Source organism: Methylomarinum vadi, assembly GCF_000733935.1.
GTDB lineage: Bacteria > Pseudomonadota > Gammaproteobacteria > Methylococcales > Methylomonadaceae > Methylomarinum > Methylomarinum vadi.
Genome location: NZ_JPON01000001.1, coordinates 4,163,757 through 4,184,372, shown reverse-complemented (window position 1 = coordinate 4,184,372; position 20,616 = coordinate 4,163,757). Strand labels below are relative to the sequence as shown.

Below are 20,616 nucleotides of genomic sequence, written 5' to 3'. Positions count from 1 at the left end.
AAGTATTGTTTAAAAGAGGAAATTCGACAAGTTGCAAAATAGAGGAATAATTAGGCATAAAATGGGTAATAAAAACACCCACTTTAGATGTTGAAATTGGCGTTTAGAGACGTTCGGTTATTCAGTTAACGAATCGAGATAACTTCTGAGGTTAGCATTTTTGCCATCCAAGCATAGTTTTTTACGGATATGCTTTCGATGACTACTCACGGTGCCTGGGGAGATATTTAATGCGGTGGAGATCATCTTAGTGGACAAACCTTGTCTAACCAATGAAGCCACCTGTTTTTCCACCGGCGTCAATTTTTGATAGGCTACTGCTAGATTCGCACTGCGCCCATATGATTTCACTAAGTTCAAGAGATTGGATTCTAGTATGGTCATTAAATGAGAAATTTGCGACTGTTTTTCGCACATCTTTTTCAATTTTCTCAATATAGGCAGGACTGTCGTTTCCACCTCTTGTGACAACAAGAGCTGCGCTTCGGTTTTGTCCGATTCTCTCTGTTTCAACATGACATTAAGCGCTGTGTTGACAGCTACCGTTTCCTCTCTTGTCTTTTCAAGTTCTTCTATTGTCGACACCACCTGGTTCGCCAAACGTTGACGGGACTCGAGTAACACAATTTCGGCCTGCTTTTGCGCGGTAATGTCGGTAAGCGAAGCCACATAGTGCGTAATATAACCACCATTATCAACTACCGTCCTCCAAGTAAGCCAACTCGGAAAAACTTCGCCATTTTTCCGTTTTATCCAAACTTCCCCTTGCCAGTATCCATTTTCTGCAACGGTTGCCCATAATGTTTTATAGAAATCCTCGTCATACAGGTCAGGACGAAGAAGGTCGGTCTCTTTACCTATAACATCCTTGCTGCTGAACCCCGTTAATCGGCTGAATGAATGATTGACGCGTAAAATGAATTTTTGAGCATCGGTTACAATAATGCCTTCTTGAGTTTCGAATGCCGCAGCGGCAATGCGCTGTTCTTCCTCTGTTTGCTTACGTTGACTTATATCGATAAGAGTGATGCGAAGCAGTGGAGAATGATTTTCAGATTCCGACCGACGACAATCAAGTTGAGCATGAAAAAAAGTATCACTGGACCGCCGGATGAGTAATTCGCAAGTTCTTTTCTCCCCCCTTTGCATCACTTGTCGAAAAAATCGATACCAACGATCTTTGTCCTTATCCGCGATAAACAAAGCAAAAGGGCGATTTATAAGACGCTTACGTTCAGTTTTGAGTTGCTTCACTGCGGAAAGATTAATTTCAGCAATGACACCTTGCGCGGTGAGAGAAAGATAGCCTACTGGGGCAAAATCATAAAGTTCCAGATAATGAGCGCGTGAAGCTTCCAATGCACTATGAGCTTGCCGTAACTCCTCGTTTTGCATTTCCAATTCAATTTGATGTAATTGCAGTTCTTGCAAAATCTTGTCAGAGGAGGTTTGGTCCGCGCTTTGCTCAAAGCTAGTTTCTGTCAGTTGACGTGATCTTCGGGGCTTTTGATTGTTCTCATTCACTTCTCGACCTCAATCGCTAACAATATCAGTTTAGATTTCACCTCCTTGTTAATTGGACGGCAGGCATTTAACCTCACCTTGCGCCGTCCAATGTCGGGAAAATCACATTCAACGGCATAGTTGCTTAAATGTTGTTCATCCTGCCGGATAGTTTCAAATAAATCGTGCAAGGACGGCATATTCCAAGGACATTGATCAATTTCATTAATTCGATAACCAATACTCTCTTCAGGCCTAAGCTGAAATTCCTGATGAAAAGAAGGACTGGCCGCGATGATTATTAAATCACCATCAAGGACAATGAATGGTTCAGTGACCGTATAGGCGATGTTTTCAGCCAACAATCTTGTTTCTTGCATGGCTACCGCCTTGATTCGCTCAGTGATATCGGTAAAAGCCATCACTACCCCATCCACCATATTATCCAATGTAAGATAAGGCTGGATACGAACCATCATGAAACTATCACTGCTAACTTGAATTTCATGTTCGTAGGGAGCAAGTGAAACAAGCACAGCTTGGGCGGCAACCAATAGCTCATCTGCTCCTGCAACTGGCTTGATGTCATTTAGCGAACGACCTATATCCGTAGGAACCAATCGATAGATCCGTTCTGCCTCGCGAGTATAACTTCGTATTATTAGATCTCGATTAAGAAAAATAATGCCGACGTTAATGTTTTCCAACAAATTTTTCATATCGTTCTGCATGTCGGCCAGCTGCTCGATTTTGGAATGCAGTTCGGAATTAACGGTAATCATTTCTTCATTGACCGATTGCAACTCCTCTTTGGATGTCTCTAATTCTTCATTAGTCGATTGAAGCTCCTCATTGGTCGCCTGCATTTCTTCATTGGCTGCTTGCAATTCTTCAACGGTAGCTTGATGGTTTTCTTTCAAATTCGCTAACTCATACTCCAGTTGATCGATGCGCCTTAATTCTGCCGGTTTGACGTTCTGTTCATCCGCCGGCTGACTAATTTTGCGAATAACATCCTGAAAACTGACTAACAATAAGTCTTGCTTATAATCGATTTTCGGCATAGGCCGAACGCTAAGGTTGACAGCGATATAATTATGAGCGGTTCTAACTTGGGCTTGTCGGTCTATAACTGAAACCCCTTTCTTTACCGCTTTTTGAATGGCCTTGCGTAATTCGGATGCCAAACCTTCACGCGCCATTTCTATGATATTAAGACTTGCATGTCCTGGCGCAGGACGTAAATATTTACCGGTATCGCCGTGGACATAGAGCGCGTTTCCTTTGAGATCGGTGATAACTGAAGGAGGGGCGAAATATTGCAGCAGCAGCCGACGGGTAAGTTCGACCAAATCAATTTCCTTTGATTTATTACATTCCGCCATTAGAGATTTGTCCCCTCTCTCTTTTCGTTTAGCGAAATGCGAAATCACGGCACGATGAGAAACTAACGAGTCACTTTTACTGTAAATTTTCCAATTACGATTTACCGTTGAAAACAAATCCGTATGATTACCGATATTTTCCGATGGAGACAACAACAAAATACCTCCTGGATTCAGCGCATAATGAAACGTTTTGACCAATTGATTTTGGTGCTCGGGTTTCAAGTAGATCAAAAGGTTACGACAACTGAGAAAATCAAGTTTAGTAAAAGGAGGGTCATTCATCACATTCTGAGTAGCGAACACCATCATTTCTCGAATCTCTTTCTTGACCCGATATCCTGTATTTTCTTTGTGAAAAAAGCGATGTAATCTTTCGGGTATAACATCTTGAGTAATATTAGGCGGATAAATACCCGATCGTGCAAAAGTGATTGTTTCTTCGTCCAAATCGGTCGCGTAGATTTGCACTTTGAATCCTTGCAACTTCTTATCCATTAATTCCCTTATCAACATAGCAATGGAGTATGCCTCTTCACCGCTAGCACAGCCCGCCACCCAGACGCGAAACACATCGCTATTCGATTTATTCATAAAAAGCCGAGGCAAAATTTCCTTCTGCAAAATGACAAAAGCTTCGGCGTCGCGAAAGAAACTAGTGACATTGATCAACAATGCCTTAACCAAAGCATGTGCTTCGTCCGGATTTTCCTGTAAATAGCGCGCATAAATATCGCTATCATCGATATTGTGCTGCAACATGCGGCGCTCAATGCGGCGACTAATAGTCGTTTCTTTATATAAGGAGAAGTCGTGCCCCGTGATACTGCGTAATTGACACAGGATATGATTAATACCACTGACAATCTTTATTTCCTTTGCCGGTTTCGTGCGACTAAATTGAGCTCGCACTCCTTGCAATATTGCGTCCGGCATTTTTTTTACCGGAAGGACGTGACAAGCATAACCAGACTTGATTGTGCTTAAAGGCATGCCATCATATTTTGCCGTCTCCGGGGATTGCGCCAAGGTAAGGCCTCCCGCGCCAAGGATGGCACGCAATCCCAAAGTGCCATCGGTACCGGTCCCGGAAAGGATAATACCGACGGCATTTTCCTGCTGATCCTCAGCAAGCGAACGAAAAAAAGCATCGATCGGCATGCGCTGTCCTCTTGGTAACTCGGGAAGCGTCAATTGGAGGAAACCATGGAAGATCGCCATATCTCGATTGGGAGGAATAACATAGACGCAATTGGGCTCAACCAAAGCTTGATCTTCTGCCTCAAGCACAGGCATTTTGGTAGTACGTTGGAGAATTTCGACGAGCAGACTATCGTGGCTAGGATCCAAATGTGGGACCAACACAACAGCCATACCACTGTCAGTCGGCATGCAGCTTAAAAATTGCTCGAACGCTTCTAAACCGCCAGCTGATGCGCCAATACCGATTATGGGGAAAAATTCAGATGTGCTGTTAGAAACCATAAAAATTCTTGCTAACCCTAAGCATCGATACGATTACATTATTGTTACTCACGTTTATGTATATCGCCATTAGCCTCTTAGCCCGCGTGAAGCAACGCGGAATGCAGGATTTCGTAACCACGCCATCCCGGATTCCGCTACGCTGCATCCAGGCTACGAACTCCTTTTGTTTCCGTTTATTAATGAGGTGCTTATTTAACACCGTGGAGTGATCTGAATCCATATCATCATCAAATTCCGGGAGTGCTTGAGGAGGCGCCAGGGTTCGGCAAAGGCTTTGTCAGTACAGGTTTTTGCTCCTGCAAAATCTGCATTCCACCGTCCTTGGCGGTCAGATGCAGGCATAGAGCCTACAGGGACGCATCCACGGCGCCAAATTTTAATCTCCGATGAGTATAATTTTAATTGTCTGTTCCACAATGCTCTGTCATAACGCGAGCTTTTGTTGAAAATTTGGTTTTACCACATCGCTCTGATATTTATCCTGTAATCGCTGCGCCAACACATCCATTGCTTCGGGCTCGCCATGTACCAGGACGACGCGCGGTCGGTTCTCGAAATGACCGTACCAATCCAGCAGCCCTTGTTGATCGGCATGCGCCGACAAGCCGCCGATCGTATGTATCTGTGCCTTGACCTGTATGGTCTCGCCCCACAAGCTAATCTGTTGGGCACCATCCACCAAGGCGCGGCCTAAGGTCCCGCTGGCCTGGAAACCGACGATCAGAACATGCGCATCTTGCCGCCAAATATTGTGCTTGAAATGATGCTTGATCCGGCCGCCGGTACACATGCCGCTGCCGGCGATGATAATGGCGCCCGATTGAATCTGGTTGATCTTCATGGAATCCTCGCTCCGTTGCGAGCGATGCAGATTCGGCAGCATGAAAGGGTTACCGCTCTGTTGATAGACTTGTTTGGCCCGCTTATCGTAGACCTTGGCATGCCGGAAATAAACGTCGGTGGCCTCTATCGCCATCGGGCTGTCGAGAAACACTTCCCAGTCGTCGATCTCCCATTCCTTGAAATTTTGTTTGAAGACATACAGCAGCTCTTGCGTCCTACCCACGGCGAAAGCCGGGATCAGGATATTGCCTTTGCCGCTGCGCGCATTGGAAATGATTTCTCCCATCTCCTGCCAGGTCTCATCCCAGTTTCGGTGCAGACGGTCGCCGTAAGTACTCTCCATGACGACCAGGTCCGCGTGCCTAATAGGTTTTGGATCGCGCAGGATAGGCGCGCCGCGATGCCCGAGGTCGCCACTGAACACGATCTTGCGGGTTTTGTTGCCTTCGGTCAGCTCCAATTCGGCAATCGCGGAACCGAGGATATGGCCGGCATCATGCAGGGTCAATCTTACGCCGGGCAGAATTTCCTGGGCTTCGTCGTAATCGAGCGAGCGAAAATGTTGATGCGCCTCCCGCGCCTCGTTGCGGGTATACAAAGGCTCAAGCAATTCGAGTCCTTTGCGTTCGCGCTTTTTGTTTTCCCATTGCACCTCTTTTTCATTGAGATAGCCGGAATCCTCCAGCATGATTTTGCACAAATCGACCGTCGCTCGATGGGTATAAATCTTGCCGCTATATCCGCGTTTGATCAATAATGGCAAGCGGCCGGAATGATCGATATGGGCGTGGGTCAACACGACGGCGTCGATCGCCTCGGGATCGAACCTAAAAGGATCGCGGTTATGCCGCTCATGATCGGAGGAACCTTGAATCAACCCGCATTCAACCAACAGCCGATATTCGCCGACATGAATTAAATAACAGGAGCCGGTTACCTCCCGTGTCGCGCCAAGAAATTCAATCTGCATCTGACTCTGCTCCTAATTAATTATTATTTGTGTATCGAGCAATCTTTGCCAATCCGGCGCGATTCGCGGTCCCGAATGGACTAACCAAAGAGCCAATCAATTACGCTCATATTCGCTGATTCCCGTTAATGATGCTCCGCATCATCGGTTTCAGTCAACCCTAATCATGGGCTAAGAACTCAAAAATAAAGACATCGCAAAACATGAAACCAAACCCATTGCGTTATCGTGGACCGACCGAAACAGGCTTGGCACAAGCAGTTAAATTCGTTACTCTCGAGGATAAACAGTCGCTTGTTGGTTAATCCACTGACACATTGTTCAACCCAGCCTACGGCCCTGCAACTTGCAACGAGGCAGACCGACCGCTTTTGGCCGATTAATTAAGCCCGTCATAAATTTTCAATCGATTAGCTAAGCGATGCTATCCATGGACAAGCGAATGCTTTTCTTGCTACGCATTTTTTCGATTTTCTGCGACAGAAATGCTATTCGCCGACCTTGCTCTCCGGTGTCAATCTCTCACGCAGATCCCGCAGCGCATCGAGGGTTGCATTCATGATAATCTCTTGGTCCCGGTAGCCCATTTCCTCGCCCAGGGGCGAGAACACCGACAGTGACTGGCGGCGGCATTTCTCCAGGTGCCGGTTGTAGCTAGCAATGAGTGAGTCCAGTTTGTTTAGGTCTAAGGAGCGCCCAACCTTTTGTGGATTGAAATGACGAATCTCGTCGTTGCTTACACGCTGGCCGAACATCAGGTACATATCGTTTTCTAACGATACTCGGGTGAGGTCGATAAGGGCCAGGCGGTGGTTATTTATAAATCCAGCCAGGTTGAAGAACAGACTCACCGCCATGATGGTGTAGACCCAGTTGCTGGGCGGCATGATATCCACCAGCCAAGGTATGTGCTCATCGGCAAATTCTGCACCTTGATTATCGAAGAAACCACGAGCCGATTCCGAAAGCGTGAGATTGTTGGGTATCTGTGCGCTCCGGTTGCGGTCAATGAATTTCGGATAGGCCCGAGCTATCAGGGACATTAGCCCGATGATGTCGGAATGAGCGGCGCAGCCGTTACTGATGAGAAGAGTGTCAAGGCGAAGTAGCGGTTTTTCCTCGGCTGGCAGAACCTTCACCGGGTCGTACTGACCAGCTACCAGAGTGCCGTAGTTCATGAACGGGAAACGCCGAGCCAGGGCTTTGGTCTGCTCTAGGCCGACAATTTGCAGGCCCTTTTCTCTCACTGCTGTTTGGATCAGTTCTGCATCCTCTTCTATGACAAAAAAAGCCAGGTCCAGCTTTCCGGTTGCGGCTAGCTCGGCCTGCCGTTTCAAAGGATAGTGTTCTAAAGTGATGTTAAGCGAAGCCAAATCCTTACCTCTAAACAGACGCTCTGCGAGAAAGGCGGCACCGCTATGCTCAGGACCGACGCTGATTCGCATATCCTGCATGTCTTTGAGTTTTCGGATCGTGTCCGCATTGCGGCCCAACAACATGAGGGCTTCCGTACGCCCGACACGTCCAATCAGTTCCAGGCCAGGGTAGTCGGCCCAGTTAAAACCGTCCTGAACCAAACCAAACTGTATTTCGCAGGATTCTTTGGCAGCGACTAACCGTTGAAGGTTGTTCAGCGACCCATTGCTGGCGACGTTCTGGATCCGCCCCTCGGTCTGTGTTGCGGCACCAGCAAGTTGCTTGATCGCTGCATGGTATTGTCCCTCAGTAGATCCCGAGAGTATGGCAACGTCCAGGTAGGAAAGATCGGTGCTTAGATCCAACCCTCGGAAAAACAAAGCCCCCAAAGCTATGGCTATAGCGAGCACCGAGGCCCTTAGCGCGAAGCGGCCCCATAGCATCATCTTGTGTCGGGATACCAAGTCGGCCGTTTTCTCCAAACGTTTAGCAGTTCTTTTTGGCATCGGATGGCATGGCTATAGCTATTTCTTGAATCATGCTGATTATAAAAAGGTTAGGAAATTCAATGGCATTGTGCAAATTTTAATTATAAGTCATCCAGAGTAATTCAACCAAATGGTTCAAATCATGCTTTTATAAGCTCTCTAATTTTATTAGGTATGCGCCATTTTGTATGAACGCATAGGTGTAATCCTACTGACAAATTTCGATTTTTTCAGTATTACTCGAAAATTGATTTTGTCACCAGGATACAGACTGATTGAATTTATAAGAGTCAGGCAAATAATTCGACGGTAAATACCTACAGACATTCCGGCATGAACTGCCGGAATCTAGTGCTCACGAATGAGTATTTATGCAACATGATTTATTGCCAAGGACTTATTCAAGAATAGATTGCCTAATTTAAAGGTCAAAACGTGATAATTTTGTAGGGAATTGATATCTTGATTTATAAGAAATAACAGATAATTCAGATTCTGATACTAAACAACCACCCGCTCAAGCGGGTGGGTTCCAATAACGGACTGAAAGTCCGGATACGCGTCGACTAAACGACGCGTCTTAGTCGGGCTCCATCTTGAAATTATCGTTTGGATTAGGTTCAAAGTGATGCTCCAAATATTGCTTTATCATCTCATCAGTCATTTGCCCCACTGTGGCGCAAAAATAACCGCGGGCTCAAAAATGTCGACCCCAATATCGCTTTTTCAAGTGCGGGAACTCTTCGAACAGATAGCTCGAAGTTCGTCCCTTGATTCGCCTCATGATTTCGCTTGGGGCCATAGTCGGCGGCGCACTCACCAAAATGTGCACATGATCTTTGCTCACGACACCTTTGATAATCCGTATCTCAAAGGCTTCGCATGTCTGCCGCACCAAGTCTCTCACTCGTTCGGCTATTTCATCCTTCAGCACTTTATAACGATACTTCGTAACCCAAACAAAATGATACTCAATTTGGTAAACCGTATGGCTGCCGTATCTATAGTCCATCGCCACCTCCTTGGGCAAATTATCGCAGCTAAAGCTGACCGGCTAAAGCCGGTGGTTTAAACCTTATGATGGATAATTAAACCAGCAAAGCCAACATTAGACCCATCCCTTTATACCCAAATCTAAGTTTCCCGCACACAGCGCGTATACCCATGGCGAAGTCAATGACGCGCTGTAATCCTTGCTAGAGTGATTTGGCGCCAAGCTCACCATCGCCTTTGCGCCCCAAGAATCCACCCAAACTCGCAATCAATCGAATCGCTTCATTGAGTTTGGGTGGTTCAGGCGGCAGGGGGTTCAAACGTTGATCTCCAAGATCGATCCGTGATAACTCTTCCTTGAATCATCCCGTGGTGACTAACATCTCCCCATGCAAAAAATTCAGATCTTACCGTTTTTGGTGACTTGTGTATAACGGGATGTTTTAGTCCTCTTCAGAAACTGTTCCATTTCTGCTGCGGGCATCGGCTTTCCAAAAAAATACCCTTGGGCCTCGTCGCAACCGAGTGCTCCCAAAACTTCCAATTGCGCTTCGGATTCAACTCCTTCTGCAATTACAACTAGATTTAGCGCATGCCCTAAGTTGATTGTGGCGGTAGCGATTACTTGGTCGTCCTGGTTAGTTACCAAATCACGCACAAAAGACTGATCGATTTTCAGTTTGTCCAGCGGAAAACGCTTGAGATAGGACAAGCTCGAATAACCGGTTCCAAAATCATCAACCGCAATTTTTACCCCCATTACTTTTAACTCATTCAATATGTTTAGTGTCTTTTTGACATCCTGAACCAGAATACTTTCGGTAATCTCGATTTCCAGGCAAGAAGCAGGTAATCCAGTATCCCGTAAGATGTTGCCGATCGTTTGCAATACATTTCCATGTGAAAACTGACGAACGGATAAATTAACTGAAACGGTTACTTCGGTCAGATCAGCCTCCTGCCAAGCCCTATTTTGACGACAAGCTTCCTTTAACACCCATTCGCCTATCGCTACTATTAGGCCTGTTTCTTCAGCTATCGGAATGAATTTAGCCGGCGATATCGATCCCATTTCCGGATGTTGCCAACGGAGCAGCGCCTCCATACCAATTAATTCACCTCTGCTAAGATTGATCTGTGGTTGGTAATGCAGGGAAAGCTCATTGTTTGCAATGGCTTGTCGAAGCGCGTTTTCGAGCTTCAGGCGCTCCATCGCATAGGCATTCATCTCCATAGAAAAGAAATGGAATGAATTGCGCCCAGAATCCTTGGCTTTATACATTGCGATATCGGCGTTTTTAAGCAATTCCTCGAAAGTAATACCATCCTTTGGAAAAATCCCAATTCCAATACTACAGGTAATTTGCAGCGAATGTTCCGCGATGCTGTAAGGCTCGCACACTACCGCCAACAACTTCCGTGCGACGCGAGCCGCTATGGAGCTATCAGCCGACAACAGTAACAAGAACTCGTCGCCACCAAGGCGACATACTGTGTCAGTATCACGTACAACGTTGTAAAGACGCTCGGCGACCATCTGTAATAATTGGTCGCCAAAAACATGTCCCAATGAATCGTTAATGTTCTTGAATCGATCTAGATCGATAAAAAATAATGCGAGCTCCGTGTTGTTACGTTCCGCCAAAGCAAATGCTTTTTGAGCTTGCTCGCGCATTAATATCCTATTAGGCACACCTGTTAAAGCGTCATAATAGGCAAGTTGCTGGATACGCTGTTCAGATTCCTTGTGTTGGGTGATATCCGCCGCTAATTTTACGTAATGGGTAATTTCACCTATTTCAGAACGTACAGCCGATATTGCAGAAAGGGACGGATAACTATCGCCAGCCTTGTGCCGCACCCAAAGTTCTCCTTGCCAATATCCCCATTCGTTGATGTGCTTCCACATTGCTTTATAGTAGGCATTATTATGGAGCCCCGATTTGAGCAATCTGACGTGCTGACCGATTGATTCCTCGGCAGTGTAACCAGTCATTTCGGTAAAAGCCTTATTTACCGCGACAATATTTAGACTCGCATCGGTAATGATGATAGATTCATGACTGGAATCAAACACCGATGCCAAAAGCCGCAAACGTTCCTCACTGAGCTTACGAGCAGAAATATCGGTGTGGGTGCCAATAAAGCGCAAGGGATTTCCATGTTGGTCGTATTCTACAACCGCTCCCATCGCCAAAATCCATTTCCATTCGCTATCAGCGGTACGCATTCGGAATTCGGCTCGAAAATTGTTTCGCTCTCCAGAAATGCAACCGCTATAAGCGGCCAGCCATCCGGCGCGATCATCCGGATGAATGCGCTGAAAATAGTTCTCTGCATCTTCACGAAAACCAACTGATTCATAGCCTAACATCGATGCATATTGGGCGTTGTAAGTTCTTTCTCCAGTGTTGATATTGACATCGTATATGCCTAGCCCGGATGCAGCGATTGCCAAATTAAGGCGCATCTCGTTTTCTCTGACGGCTTTTTCGGCTAATTGGTGTTGCTCTTCAAGGACAAAATTGTCAAGCGCGATAGAGATATCAGTCGACATATCGTCTAGCAAGCGGACAATGTCTTCGGTAAAAAAATTCAACTCCTGGGAATAGAGGGTCATTACCCCAATAACAGCTCCTTGTTGCCGCAACGGAAATGCGGCTGATGATCGGATTCCGGCAGCTTTGGCGGCTTGTTGCCATGGAATGGTTCTAGGGTCGGTCAAAAAGTCATTACAGACTTGATGAATTCCTTCGTGTAAGGCTATCCCGGAAGGCCCTCTCCCCAAAAGCGATTGCGAATCGCTGGATATCGAAATGTTGCGCACATATGACGAGCAAGGCCCAAATACCGATATTGGCGCCAAACTATGCGTCTTTTCGTCAACCAACCCGATCCAGGCGCACGCTAATTCACTAAATTCCACTGCAATACGAACAATATTTGAAAACAGTTCATTCCTAGATCGAACGCGGACAATGGATTCATTCGTTTCGGCCAGCGTGGCATATAGTTTGTTCAGACGCTCGATGCGCGCTTCAGCACGTTTGCGTTTGCTGATGTCTTGGACAGTGCCAACTACGCGTATTGGAATCCCAGCCTCGTTACAAATAGTTCGGCCTCTTTCGTGAATATGCTTGATAGATCCGCCATTCGTCAGTAACTGGTACTCCAAATCGTAACTCGTTGGCTTTTTTATTGACTCGGCATGCACCTTAATTACCAATGCTTGATCATCTGGATGTACGAATTCCAGAAAATCTTGATGAGTCGCACTGAATTCTGAGTACGAAGTTTCGAAAATACGATAGACTTCATCTGACCAGATAAGACTCTGGTGCTCAATATCCCGTTCCCAACTTCCCAGTTGCGCGATTTCTTGAGCTTCGGCAAGGCTTGCTTGACTCTTGCGTAAAGCATCCTCAGTACGTTTTCTTTCGCTCATATCACGGAGAAAGGCAAGCAATCTTTCGTCAGGTAACTGTCGAACATTTACCTCTCCGACAAAAACCGAACCATCTTTACATCGGAACCGCCACTCGCTTTTTACCGAGACACCTTTCTTAAGGCGTGCAAGTTCAGGCTCAACGCGCAATACTTCCTCGGGAGAAAGGATGTCGGGAATCGACAATTGTAAGATTTCCTCACGTGAGTAACCGAGCATTTCGCAACCGGCAGCATTAACATCCAGATAGTTTCCTTCTTTGTCTGAGGTGAAAATACCATCGGTAGCTTGTTCGACCAATGTGCGAAAACGCTGCTCGCTGGTACGCAGTTCTTCTTCATGCCGCTTACGTGAGGTAATATCACGAATGCTACAAAAAACCAGAATACCATCTGCCGCATTTAAGGTGTTTAGACTGACATCAATGGGAAATTCCGCTCCATCCTTGCGTACACCATACAATTCCAATCCCTCACCCATTGATCGAGCACGAGGATGACCCAAATACTTTTTTCGGTGCTCTTTATGCTGTATACGCATCCGCTCCGGTATCAGTTTTTCGACGAGTATCCCTGCCATTTCCTCATGCCCGTAACCGAATAACATTCCAGCCTGCGAATTCGCCAAGGCAATTTGCCCCTCGGCATTAATAACTAACATCGGCTCTGGAACTGATTCCAATAAACTGCGGAATTTCTGCTCGGCGATACGCCGCTCGGAAATATTTCTTACAATGGCTGCCGCGCCCACGACTTTACCGGCCAGATTCTTCACAGGAGAGACGCTAAAGTCGACAGATATCTCCAAGCCATCGTGGCCAATTAAAATGCAGGGATCGCTGTACACAACCTCGGTATTTTGATGAAGCGCCTGAACAAAGGGGTTATCCAATGCCCGCCGAGTTTGACCATCAATCAGTTTTATGCTCTCCGCAGAAATCCCATGCATTTCATCAATACGCCATCCCGTTAACGATTCGGCGATCGGATTCAAGAAACGGATGCAGGCTTGCTTGTCGGTGACAATCACACCGTCATGAATACTGTTCAGGATAGTCGCATAGGTAATCTGATTCTCTTGCATCTGTCTTTCCATGCCATGCCGATGAATCGCCATCGGTATGGTGACCATTAAATCCCTTTCCTGGAAAGGCTTGAGAATGTATCCAAATTGCGCAATGTTTTTGGCACGATTGAGCGTTGCTTGATCCGAATGTGCAGTCGCATAAATGACTGGGATATCCAAAGACGTATAAATTTGCTCGGATGCCTCGATTCCATCCATCTTGCCCTTAATCTGGATGTCCATTAACACTAAGTCGGGCTGCGTCTGCGTAGCAATATCAATGGCCAGTACCCCCGTGTCGGCAATCCCAACGACTGTATAACCGAGCCGTTGCAGTCTATCCTGAATCTCTTCTGCAATGAGGGCTTCGTCTTCAACGATTAGAATACGCTTTTGCGTCGTACTCATGTTCTCTCTCCATGGGAAGCCAATGGAACAGTCAAACGCGCTTCTGTCCCAGGATCAGTCGGCATAAATTCGATTTGACCGCCGACCTGTCGGGCTAAAGATCGGATTAGACGCAATCCCAAAGAGGGGGAGGTGTCGACATCGAGATTTGTTGGAAATCCTATGCCATCGTCGCACACACTTATGACGCAAAAGTCATCTGCGCGGCGTATGACAATTCGCATTTTTCCTGCCTGCGATCCGGAAAATGCGTGCTTTACAGCATTTGTTATAATTTCATTCAATATCAATCCGCACGGGACAGCCGTATCAATACCCATCAGCACGACATCCATCTCAGTCGTCAATTGAATGTGGTTCGTAACTCCGTAAGTGCTGATTAATTGCTCGCTCAGATTCTTGGCATATTCAGCAAAATTTACCGCCGCCATATTTTCCGAGCTATACAAACTTTCGTGTACTAGAGCCATTGAACGCACTCGGTCTTGACACTCCTGCAAGATCGTTAGCATCGATTCGTCGCTTGTATAGGTCGATTGCAAATAGAACAAACTGGATATGACTGCCAAATTGTTTTTGACCCGGTGGTGAATCTCCTTGAGTAAAACGTCCTTCTCTCGAAGAGACTCTAGTATTTTTTGCTCGGTTTGTGTTCGCTCGGTGATGTCGCGAATGGCGCTGGATACTAACACACCCTCTTCAGTTTCCAGTGGACTGAGACTGATCTCAACGGGAAATTCCGTCCCATCTTTTCGCAAACCATGCAATTCTAATCCGGCGCCCATCGGTCGCACTCGCGGGCCGTGGAAATATCCCTCTCGATACGCCGGATGCTGCTCCCGAAATCGTACCGGAATTAAAATTTCAACATACTGTCCCAGCAACTCCGAACGCTGATATCCGAATAGTTTTTCTGTCTGTGAGTTTACTAAGACAATTTTGCCCATGGCGTCGACAATTACCATGGCGTCAGGCGCTGATTCGAGCAAACCGCGAAACTGTTTTTCTGCCCGCCGGCGCCCGGTAATATCCGCAACTATTTTAGACGCACCAATAACATGGCCGTTAGCGTCTTTTACGGGCGACATGGTCAGCCAAACTTCGATTAGTCGGCCATCTTTGTGACGTCTTATAGATTCGTAGGGTTCAACGCGCTGGTCATTACGAATTAATTCGAGTATTCGCGCTTCTTCTTCCAAGTGATCGTCCGGAATTAGCATCGTGATATTCTGGCCGATTGCTTCGTCAGCTCGGTAACCAAACAGACTTTCCGCGGCAGGGTTCCAGCTCAAAATAAAACCGTCAAGATTTTTGCCTATGATTGCATCGGTTGCCGATTCAACAATGGCTGCGAGCCGTGAGCGTTCGTTTTCCGTACTTCGACGCTTACTGATATCGCGAATTGCAGCGGATACCAACACACCGTCATCTGTCTCTAATGGACTTAAACTGATTTCGACAGGAAATTCCGTTCCATCCTTCCGCAAACCGTACAATTCCGTTCCTGCTCCCATAGGCCGCACCCGCGGACCATCAAAGTAATTGCGACGATGTTTAACATGTCTGCCACGAAAGCGTTCCGGGATCAGATTCTCAATATGATGCTCCAACAACTCTTCCCGGCGGTAACCGAACAGTTTTTCTGTCTGTGAATTTACAAGTACGATTTGCCCCATGGCATCGACGATTACAATGGCGTCCGGAGCCGATTCCAAAAGGCCTCGGAACTTTTTTTCAGCCCGTCGCCTTTCTGTTACGTCACGAACTACACATAAAATGGCATGTTCATCCTTATCGCCTATCGGACTAAGCATAATATCGACCGGGAACTCGCTGTTATCCTTGCGTCGACCGAACAACTCCAAATCGGCTCCCATTGGTCGGGGACGGGGATTGTTTAAATAGCTTGAGCGGTGCTGACGATGGCATGTCGCGAAACGGCTTGGTATTAGAACTTCAATTTCTTTTCCAATGAGTTCGTTTCTACCGTACCCGAACATTGCTTCTGCTTGAGAATTTGCTTCTGAAATACAGCCCAATTTACTTACAACCAATAAACCATCCGGAGTATGGTCAAATATCCGCTTATGAATATCCATTAATGTTTATTTCATTATTTTTATTATGGAAAATAAACCTCTTATCTTTATAATACCAACTAAAGCGTCGGAGCCAAGAAACCGGAATAAGCAATTGATATATAAGGAAAGATACATTCTAAATGAGATGTAATATGGGGTGTTTTGAATCCAACACCACACTTCAAATAGAAAGCTTATGCATCGTGCCACACAAATTACTGAACTTCCAGCCTTGACCGTCGATTTTTTGAATCGCAGCGATTTATTAATGGATAACATCTTTGCGAGCCTTTGGAAGCAAATCGGGATGAAAACCTTCTGCATCGCGCCGGTTTCAAGAAGCACTCGGGAACGCCCATCGATGAAGTGTTTTATGCACTGACGCTGTGGTTGAAAAAGGCGTCGGTCGAGGTGTTTGTTCGCGAAGGTTTACAAGGCGGCATGGGCAAAGATGTGCTTTACGACACGATGAAGCGGGAGGATTTGAATTGGCGTAAACGCGAAAAGGTGCGCTAAAAAGAATGTGCCGACGCAAGGAGGCGCATCCTATCGGAGCACCTTATGGGCTTGCCTAAATAACCGGTTAACTATCGTCGTTCGCCCCCCAGGATGGATCGTACATAAAAGCTTGCCAATTATGTTTCATAAATTCAGAGATTAAATCCTCCGGCGGGCCGTTCCGCCCTACCCGGCTAAGTACCGTTCCGTATTCCTGCAGACTGATGTTTTTCCATCGAAGAAACCGACAACGCCGGATAACCGACTGATTGCGGGTAAACGACATTATCGGGGAAGAACCGTGACGCTGCCGTATCAAACAAACGACGGCTTCCCTCAACAATTGATAAATACCGCGTTTGCGATAACGAGGCAAAATGCACGTCTTGGTGATTTCAAAGACCTCGCGTCCATCGTCCGTTTTTCCACCCAGTTTGTATCCAGAAACACCGACCATGTTATTTTCCACCAATGCTACAGCAAGTTGGGACTGCTGCAGAAGCTTTAGCGCATCCTTAAAAGCCCATGCGCGCTCTTGATGCAAAGTCCATCTATCAAACCAGATACTAGGGTAAAGCCGGTATAAAAATCGATCGCCGAATTTCGATTGCCGTTTAGAACAACGAAGGCCGATCCATTCAAGCGCCTGACGCAGAAAATCATGAAGACGTCCGCGTAGACGCCAGAATAAGATGTCGGGAGCATGATAAGTGGCATCGCTTTCCATCTCGATCAGCCGTTTCAATTCCGGCAAATGCGAACGTAATACTTCGGCAGCCCGTGCACCGACATAGATGTCGAGGCCGGAATGAACTTGTTTGTGATGCTTTCCCATTGTGAACGTCTTTCCATTCAGCACATTGGACGTTTCTTACCGCCATTTATTCCCGACGGTAAGTAAAAGTGCTTTTACCAATACCGTGTTTCCGGCCGCTCAAAAAAATCAGCAACCGGGTTTCGCTTCTTTCCATATCCCCACAATTTGGTTTTCGGTTACTCGTTTGTCCATAGACAAAAAATTGTATCGCGCTACGTTTCCGCTGTATTAATTTTGGGGATATTTAGGCTATTCGATTATCCCCAGTCCGAATCAAAATCATCGAAACCGCTTTCGTCCAAAAAACTATCGTCAGCGTTGCTGGAAAAATAATTATCGCTCATATCGCTATCGGCTAATTGATCGGAATCGCCGTAATAATTATTGATAACGGTCTGCTCGCCTACTTGCTCATCGGCGGCGGATTGGTCCCACGATGAGGGTGAACCATGATGGCCGAGTAGATTGCCAATGCCATGGTATAAAAACGACCCGGCTACGACACCCGCCGCCGTGCTGGCGATATTGCCCAAAAAGCTGGAACCGAACCCCGCTCCTGGGTTCTGCGGCGACATCCGAGAAAAATTAGCATTGTCCGACGCCGACGGAACCTGATAACTGTCAGCGCCTGGGACACTGTTCTCTTTCTTAGGCGTTGCCCACGGATCGTTATGCAGAAAGTCAGAGCCGGATGCCGTAGCATTCTTTTGCTGCCGCAGTTGCTGTTGCAAATCCGCGATTTGAACTTGGGCGGCGTGCAGTGCCTGATCCTGTATCAGACACTTTTGCACCAATAAATAGGTCGCATCCGGCTGATTGCTAATCGCGCTGCTAATGTATTTGTCCGCCTCTTGATCCTTTTCGGTAAGTTTCACGTCAACCAATTGCTGTAAAAATTGACTGAGTTTTTCGCGTTCTTGTGTATTCATAATAACTCCGTTATTTAGCTAATAATGCCAATCTTGTAAGAGAATGAATTGCTGTTTATCTTGGAAGACCTTAGCCTCTTAGAATCGAAAGTTCCAATTGCAGACATTGACCATCCAACCAGCCACAAGTTCTCCTTCGATAGGGACAAAAAAGAACGTTTTCGCCTGATCAACCCCGATGAGATATTTCACAGAATCTTCAGCGCCGTCCCCTTGGAATGGCATCTCGTGCAAGGTAAACGAGTCGTCGCCGGATTAGGCAGCCTTCCCGCCAAGAAACCGGGGTTTGAGCAGAAAGGATTCTTCGCCAAACTTAAAAATTTCCTGACTTTTACTGACCAGGGAATTGCCAGCGCAGGTAAAGACCATGTTTTGCCGGCACCGGTCGCGCTGACCCTGGTATTGCTGTTCAACGAAACCGGCGGAGCGTCAATTGGTTACAATGGCCGATTAACGCATTTCATCCAGCAACAGCTTGATTTTGTCCAATAGCCGACGCTGTTGTGCCGGAGGCAATGTTTTCAAGTCCCGTTCGAAATCGGCCAGGCTATAACCGGCCTGCCCGTTTTCCTGCCCCGGTAACGTCACGCCGCAGTCGGCCAGGACTTGGCCTATCGGTTGCGCGGCGCCCTGCAGGGAGATCTTGCTGGACAGCACCGTCCTGATGATGGTGTGAACGCGAATAAAAATCGACTGGCCGGATAACACATCCTCGACGATACGTTTTACCTGTTCATCGGTATAACCTCGCCGCTTGGTATCCGGATAGGTGCGCATTTTCAAGGCCACCGGCTCGTTGTCGTCGATTTGATAGTCGAAATCGAAAGCGCTGCCCTTGGAAGTAATCAAATTGTAGGAGTCCAGGGCGAATTGCAATTGTTTGTTTTTACAGACGACCTCCAATCTCAGCGTGTCGTACACGCCGCGCCGAGGCAACGGCGAACGCGCCAGGCTGTAATTCACATTGGTCAATTTATCCCATTCTTGATGATAGCTCCACGACTCCATATCTTGCCGGGTCTCGCCTTCGGACAACGTTGCAAATGCCAGCAAAAGCCACCCTATGACGGATTTAGTGCAATTGCTTTTACAATTTAAGCGCTGAAACATATTTTATGCACCTTTCACTATTCAAAGCCAAACTGCTTTTTATCATACCAGCTAACGGATAGCTTTCTACTGCCGTGCATAATCATGACTTCGAATCGTTCATTCGGGTTTACCGATCCGCTAGATCTTCCGGCGCCACCAACTGCTCACCATCTTGCAAGCCGCTGATTACCAACACGCGATCGTTGCTTTTTTCCCCTAAACGCACAAAGCGTCTTTCCACGACACCGTCACGCCACACCCACACTACGTCCAATTGTCCGACGCGTTTAATGTAACGGGCCGGAATCAACAATTTCCGCTCCACTCCCAACGGGATACGGATGCGGGCAAACATGCCGGGCAATAAATGGGAATCGTGATCGATTTTCGCCTTGACCAGAAAACTACGCGAACCGGGTTCGGCGGCCGGAACGATCTCCTCGATGACGACCGGCATTTTCCGACGCAAGGCATCGATCTCGGCTTGCAACGTTTGCCCCGGTTGTAATTGCAATGCCAACGATTCCCTGACATAGGCCGCAACGCGCAGCTTATGCGGATCATAAATCGACAACAGCCGCATCCCCGGCGTCGCCATATCGCCTTCTTCGACGAAATGATCGACCACTAATCCAGAAAATATCGCTAGAATCTCGCTATAGCCCAAGGCATGTTCAGCCTCGGCCAGGCGTTCGCCGGCGGCGGAATATTGAGAACGAACACTATGATATTCGGCCGTGGCCGCTTCCAATGCGGCCAATGTCGCGCTGTGTTTGGCGTATAAATCGCGGGTGCGTTGATAATGTAATTTCGCCCGCTGTAATTGCGCCGATAAGGCATTGCGCTGATCGCGGGCCTGCGCAACACGGGCTTTCAAATCGACATTATCCAATTCGATGAGAAGATCGCCCTTGTCGATGCGATCGCCGGCATGTACATGCACATGTTTGACCCGCGCCATGATTTGCGAGGCAACCGAGGCGGATTGTTCGGATTGCAGCGTGCCGGCGATTTCCTCAAATTGCGGCAGCGATTGCTTTTTCACTTGCCATGTCTGACCTTGGTAGGCCGGGCCGGCCGCGAGCGTAGCCGGCGCAATTTTGTCTTCGAATGCCCCGGCCATCCATAAAATCATCAACACCAGCAAAGCCATTGCCGCCAGCGCCATCAACAAGGTTTTCGTTTTATTATTCAT

Annotated in this window: 12 protein-coding genes and 2 pseudogenes; 2 read left to right on the top strand and 12 right to left on the bottom strand. The window is 47.1% G+C overall.

The features are described 5' to 3' along the window. Positions 1–117: 117 nt before the first annotated feature. The 8 genes and pseudogenes from EP25_RS22715 to EP25_RS0120710 form a co-directional block, all read right to left on the bottom strand. A complete protein-coding gene (locus EP25_RS22715; RefSeq protein WP_031435622.1) occupies positions 118–1,524 on the bottom strand; it encodes a PAS domain S-box protein in 1,407 nt (468 codons plus the stop codon). Then, positions 1,521–4,373 (bottom strand): chemotaxis protein CheB, encoded by a 2,853-nt coding sequence (locus tag EP25_RS0120745; RefSeq protein ID WP_031435621.1) that lies wholly within the window; start codon positions 4,371–4,373, stop codon positions 1,521–1,523. Before EP25_RS0120745 ends, EP25_RS22715 begins: the two co-directional genes overlap by 4 nt. A 427-nt stretch (positions 4,374–4,800) precedes the next feature. After that, positions 4,801–6,189, bottom strand: a complete 1,389-nt coding sequence (locus EP25_RS0120735; protein WP_031435619.1) for an MBL fold metallo-hydrolase RNA specificity domain-containing protein — start codon at positions 6,187–6,189, stop codon at positions 4,801–4,803. Positions 6,190–6,677: 488 nt separating this feature from the next. After that, positions 6,678–8,111, bottom strand: coding sequence for a TAXI family TRAP transporter solute-binding subunit (locus tag EP25_RS0120730; protein ID WP_031435618.1), 1,434 nt, complete (start codon positions 8,109–8,111; stop codon positions 6,678–6,680). 562 nt (positions 8,112–8,673) lie between these two features. Next, positions 8,674–9,105: pseudogene (gene tnpA / locus EP25_RS0120720) on the bottom strand (IS200/IS605 family transposase). 187 nt (positions 9,106–9,292) lie between these two features. Continuing rightward, positions 9,293–9,403 (bottom strand): annotated as a pseudogene (locus EP25_RS23110) (IS4 family transposase); the annotation flags it as partial. Positions 9,404–9,486: 83 nt separating this feature from the next. Continuing rightward, positions 9,487–14,004 carry a PAS domain S-box protein gene (locus EP25_RS22710; RefSeq protein ID WP_051906953.1) on the bottom strand — a complete coding sequence of 1,506 codons (4,518 nt, stop codon included), beginning with the start codon at positions 14,002–14,004 and terminating at the stop codon, positions 9,487–9,489. After that, the gene (locus EP25_RS0120710; RefSeq protein ID WP_051906952.1) at positions 14,001–16,103 is read right to left on the bottom strand and encodes a PAS domain S-box protein; all 2,103 of its coding nucleotides are present in this window, start codon (positions 16,101–16,103) and stop codon (positions 14,001–14,003) included. The genes EP25_RS22710 and EP25_RS0120710 overlap by 4 nt, the downstream gene beginning before the upstream one ends. A 273-nt stretch (positions 16,104–16,376) precedes the next feature. Here EP25_RS0120710 and EP25_RS0120700 point away from each other — a divergent pair, with 273 nt between their 5' ends. Next, positions 16,377–16,601, top strand: a complete 225-nt coding sequence (locus EP25_RS0120700; RefSeq protein ID WP_031435615.1) for a hypothetical protein — start codon at positions 16,377–16,379, stop codon at positions 16,599–16,601. A 67-nt stretch (positions 16,602–16,668) separates the two neighbouring features. Here EP25_RS0120700 and EP25_RS0120695 read toward each other — a convergent pair whose 3' ends face one another. Further along, positions 16,669–17,442: a hypothetical protein gene (locus EP25_RS0120695; protein WP_152555701.1), complete on the bottom strand. Its 774-nt coding sequence runs from the start codon at positions 17,440–17,442 to the stop codon at positions 16,669–16,671. 215 nt (positions 17,443–17,657) lie between these two features. Continuing rightward, positions 17,658–18,329: a DUF2076 domain-containing protein gene (locus EP25_RS0120690; RefSeq protein ID WP_031435613.1), complete on the bottom strand. Its 672-nt coding sequence runs from the start codon at positions 18,327–18,329 to the stop codon at positions 17,658–17,660. A gap of 48 nt (positions 18,330–18,377) precedes the next feature. On the opposite strand from EP25_RS0120690, the gene EP25_RS0120685 reads away from it, so the two are divergent. Then, positions 18,378–18,821 (top strand): hypothetical protein, encoded by a 444-nt coding sequence (locus EP25_RS0120685; RefSeq protein WP_031435612.1) that lies wholly within the window; start codon positions 18,378–18,380, stop codon positions 18,819–18,821. Here EP25_RS0120685 and EP25_RS0120680 read toward each other — a convergent pair. Both EP25_RS0120680 and EP25_RS0120675 read right to left on the bottom strand, forming a co-directional pair. After that, positions 18,780–19,382, bottom strand: a complete 603-nt coding sequence (locus tag EP25_RS0120680; RefSeq protein ID WP_152555700.1) for a hypothetical protein — start codon at positions 19,380–19,382, stop codon at positions 18,780–18,782. The genes EP25_RS0120685 and EP25_RS0120680 overlap by 42 nt on opposite strands. 166 nt (positions 19,383–19,548) lie before the next feature. Beyond that, positions 19,549–20,616 (bottom strand): efflux RND transporter periplasmic adaptor subunit, encoded by a 1,068-nt coding sequence (locus EP25_RS0120675; RefSeq protein WP_031435610.1) that lies wholly within the window; start codon positions 20,614–20,616, stop codon positions 19,549–19,551.

What these genes read in the sequence shown, in the direction of transcription:
- EP25_RS0120745 (WP_031435621.1), bottom strand. Translation starts at nt 4,373, where the DNA reads ATGGTTTCTAACAGCACATCTGAATTTTTCCCCATAATCGGTATTGGC.
- EP25_RS0120710 (WP_051906952.1), bottom strand. Translation starts at nt 16,103, where the DNA reads ATGGATATTCATAAGCGGATATTTGACCATACTCCGGATGGTTTATTG.
- EP25_RS22710 (WP_051906953.1), bottom strand. Translation starts at nt 14,004, where the DNA reads ATGAGTACGACGCAAAAGCGTATTCTAATCGTTGAAGACGAAGCCCTC.
- EP25_RS0120735 (WP_031435619.1), bottom strand. Translation starts at nt 6,189, where the DNA reads ATGCAGATTGAATTTCTTGGCGCGACACGGGAGGTAACCGGCTCCTGT.
- EP25_RS0120690 (WP_031435613.1), bottom strand. Translation starts at nt 18,329, where the DNA reads ATGAATACACAAGAACGCGAAAAACTCAGTCAATTTTTACAGCAATTG.
- EP25_RS0120675 (WP_031435610.1), bottom strand. Translation starts at nt 20,616, where the DNA reads ATGAATAATAAAACGAAAACCTTGTTGATGGCGCTGGCGGCAATGGCT.
- EP25_RS0120730 (WP_031435618.1), bottom strand. Translation starts at nt 8,111, where the DNA reads ATGCCAAAAAGAACTGCTAAACGTTTGGAGAAAACGGCCGACTTGGTA.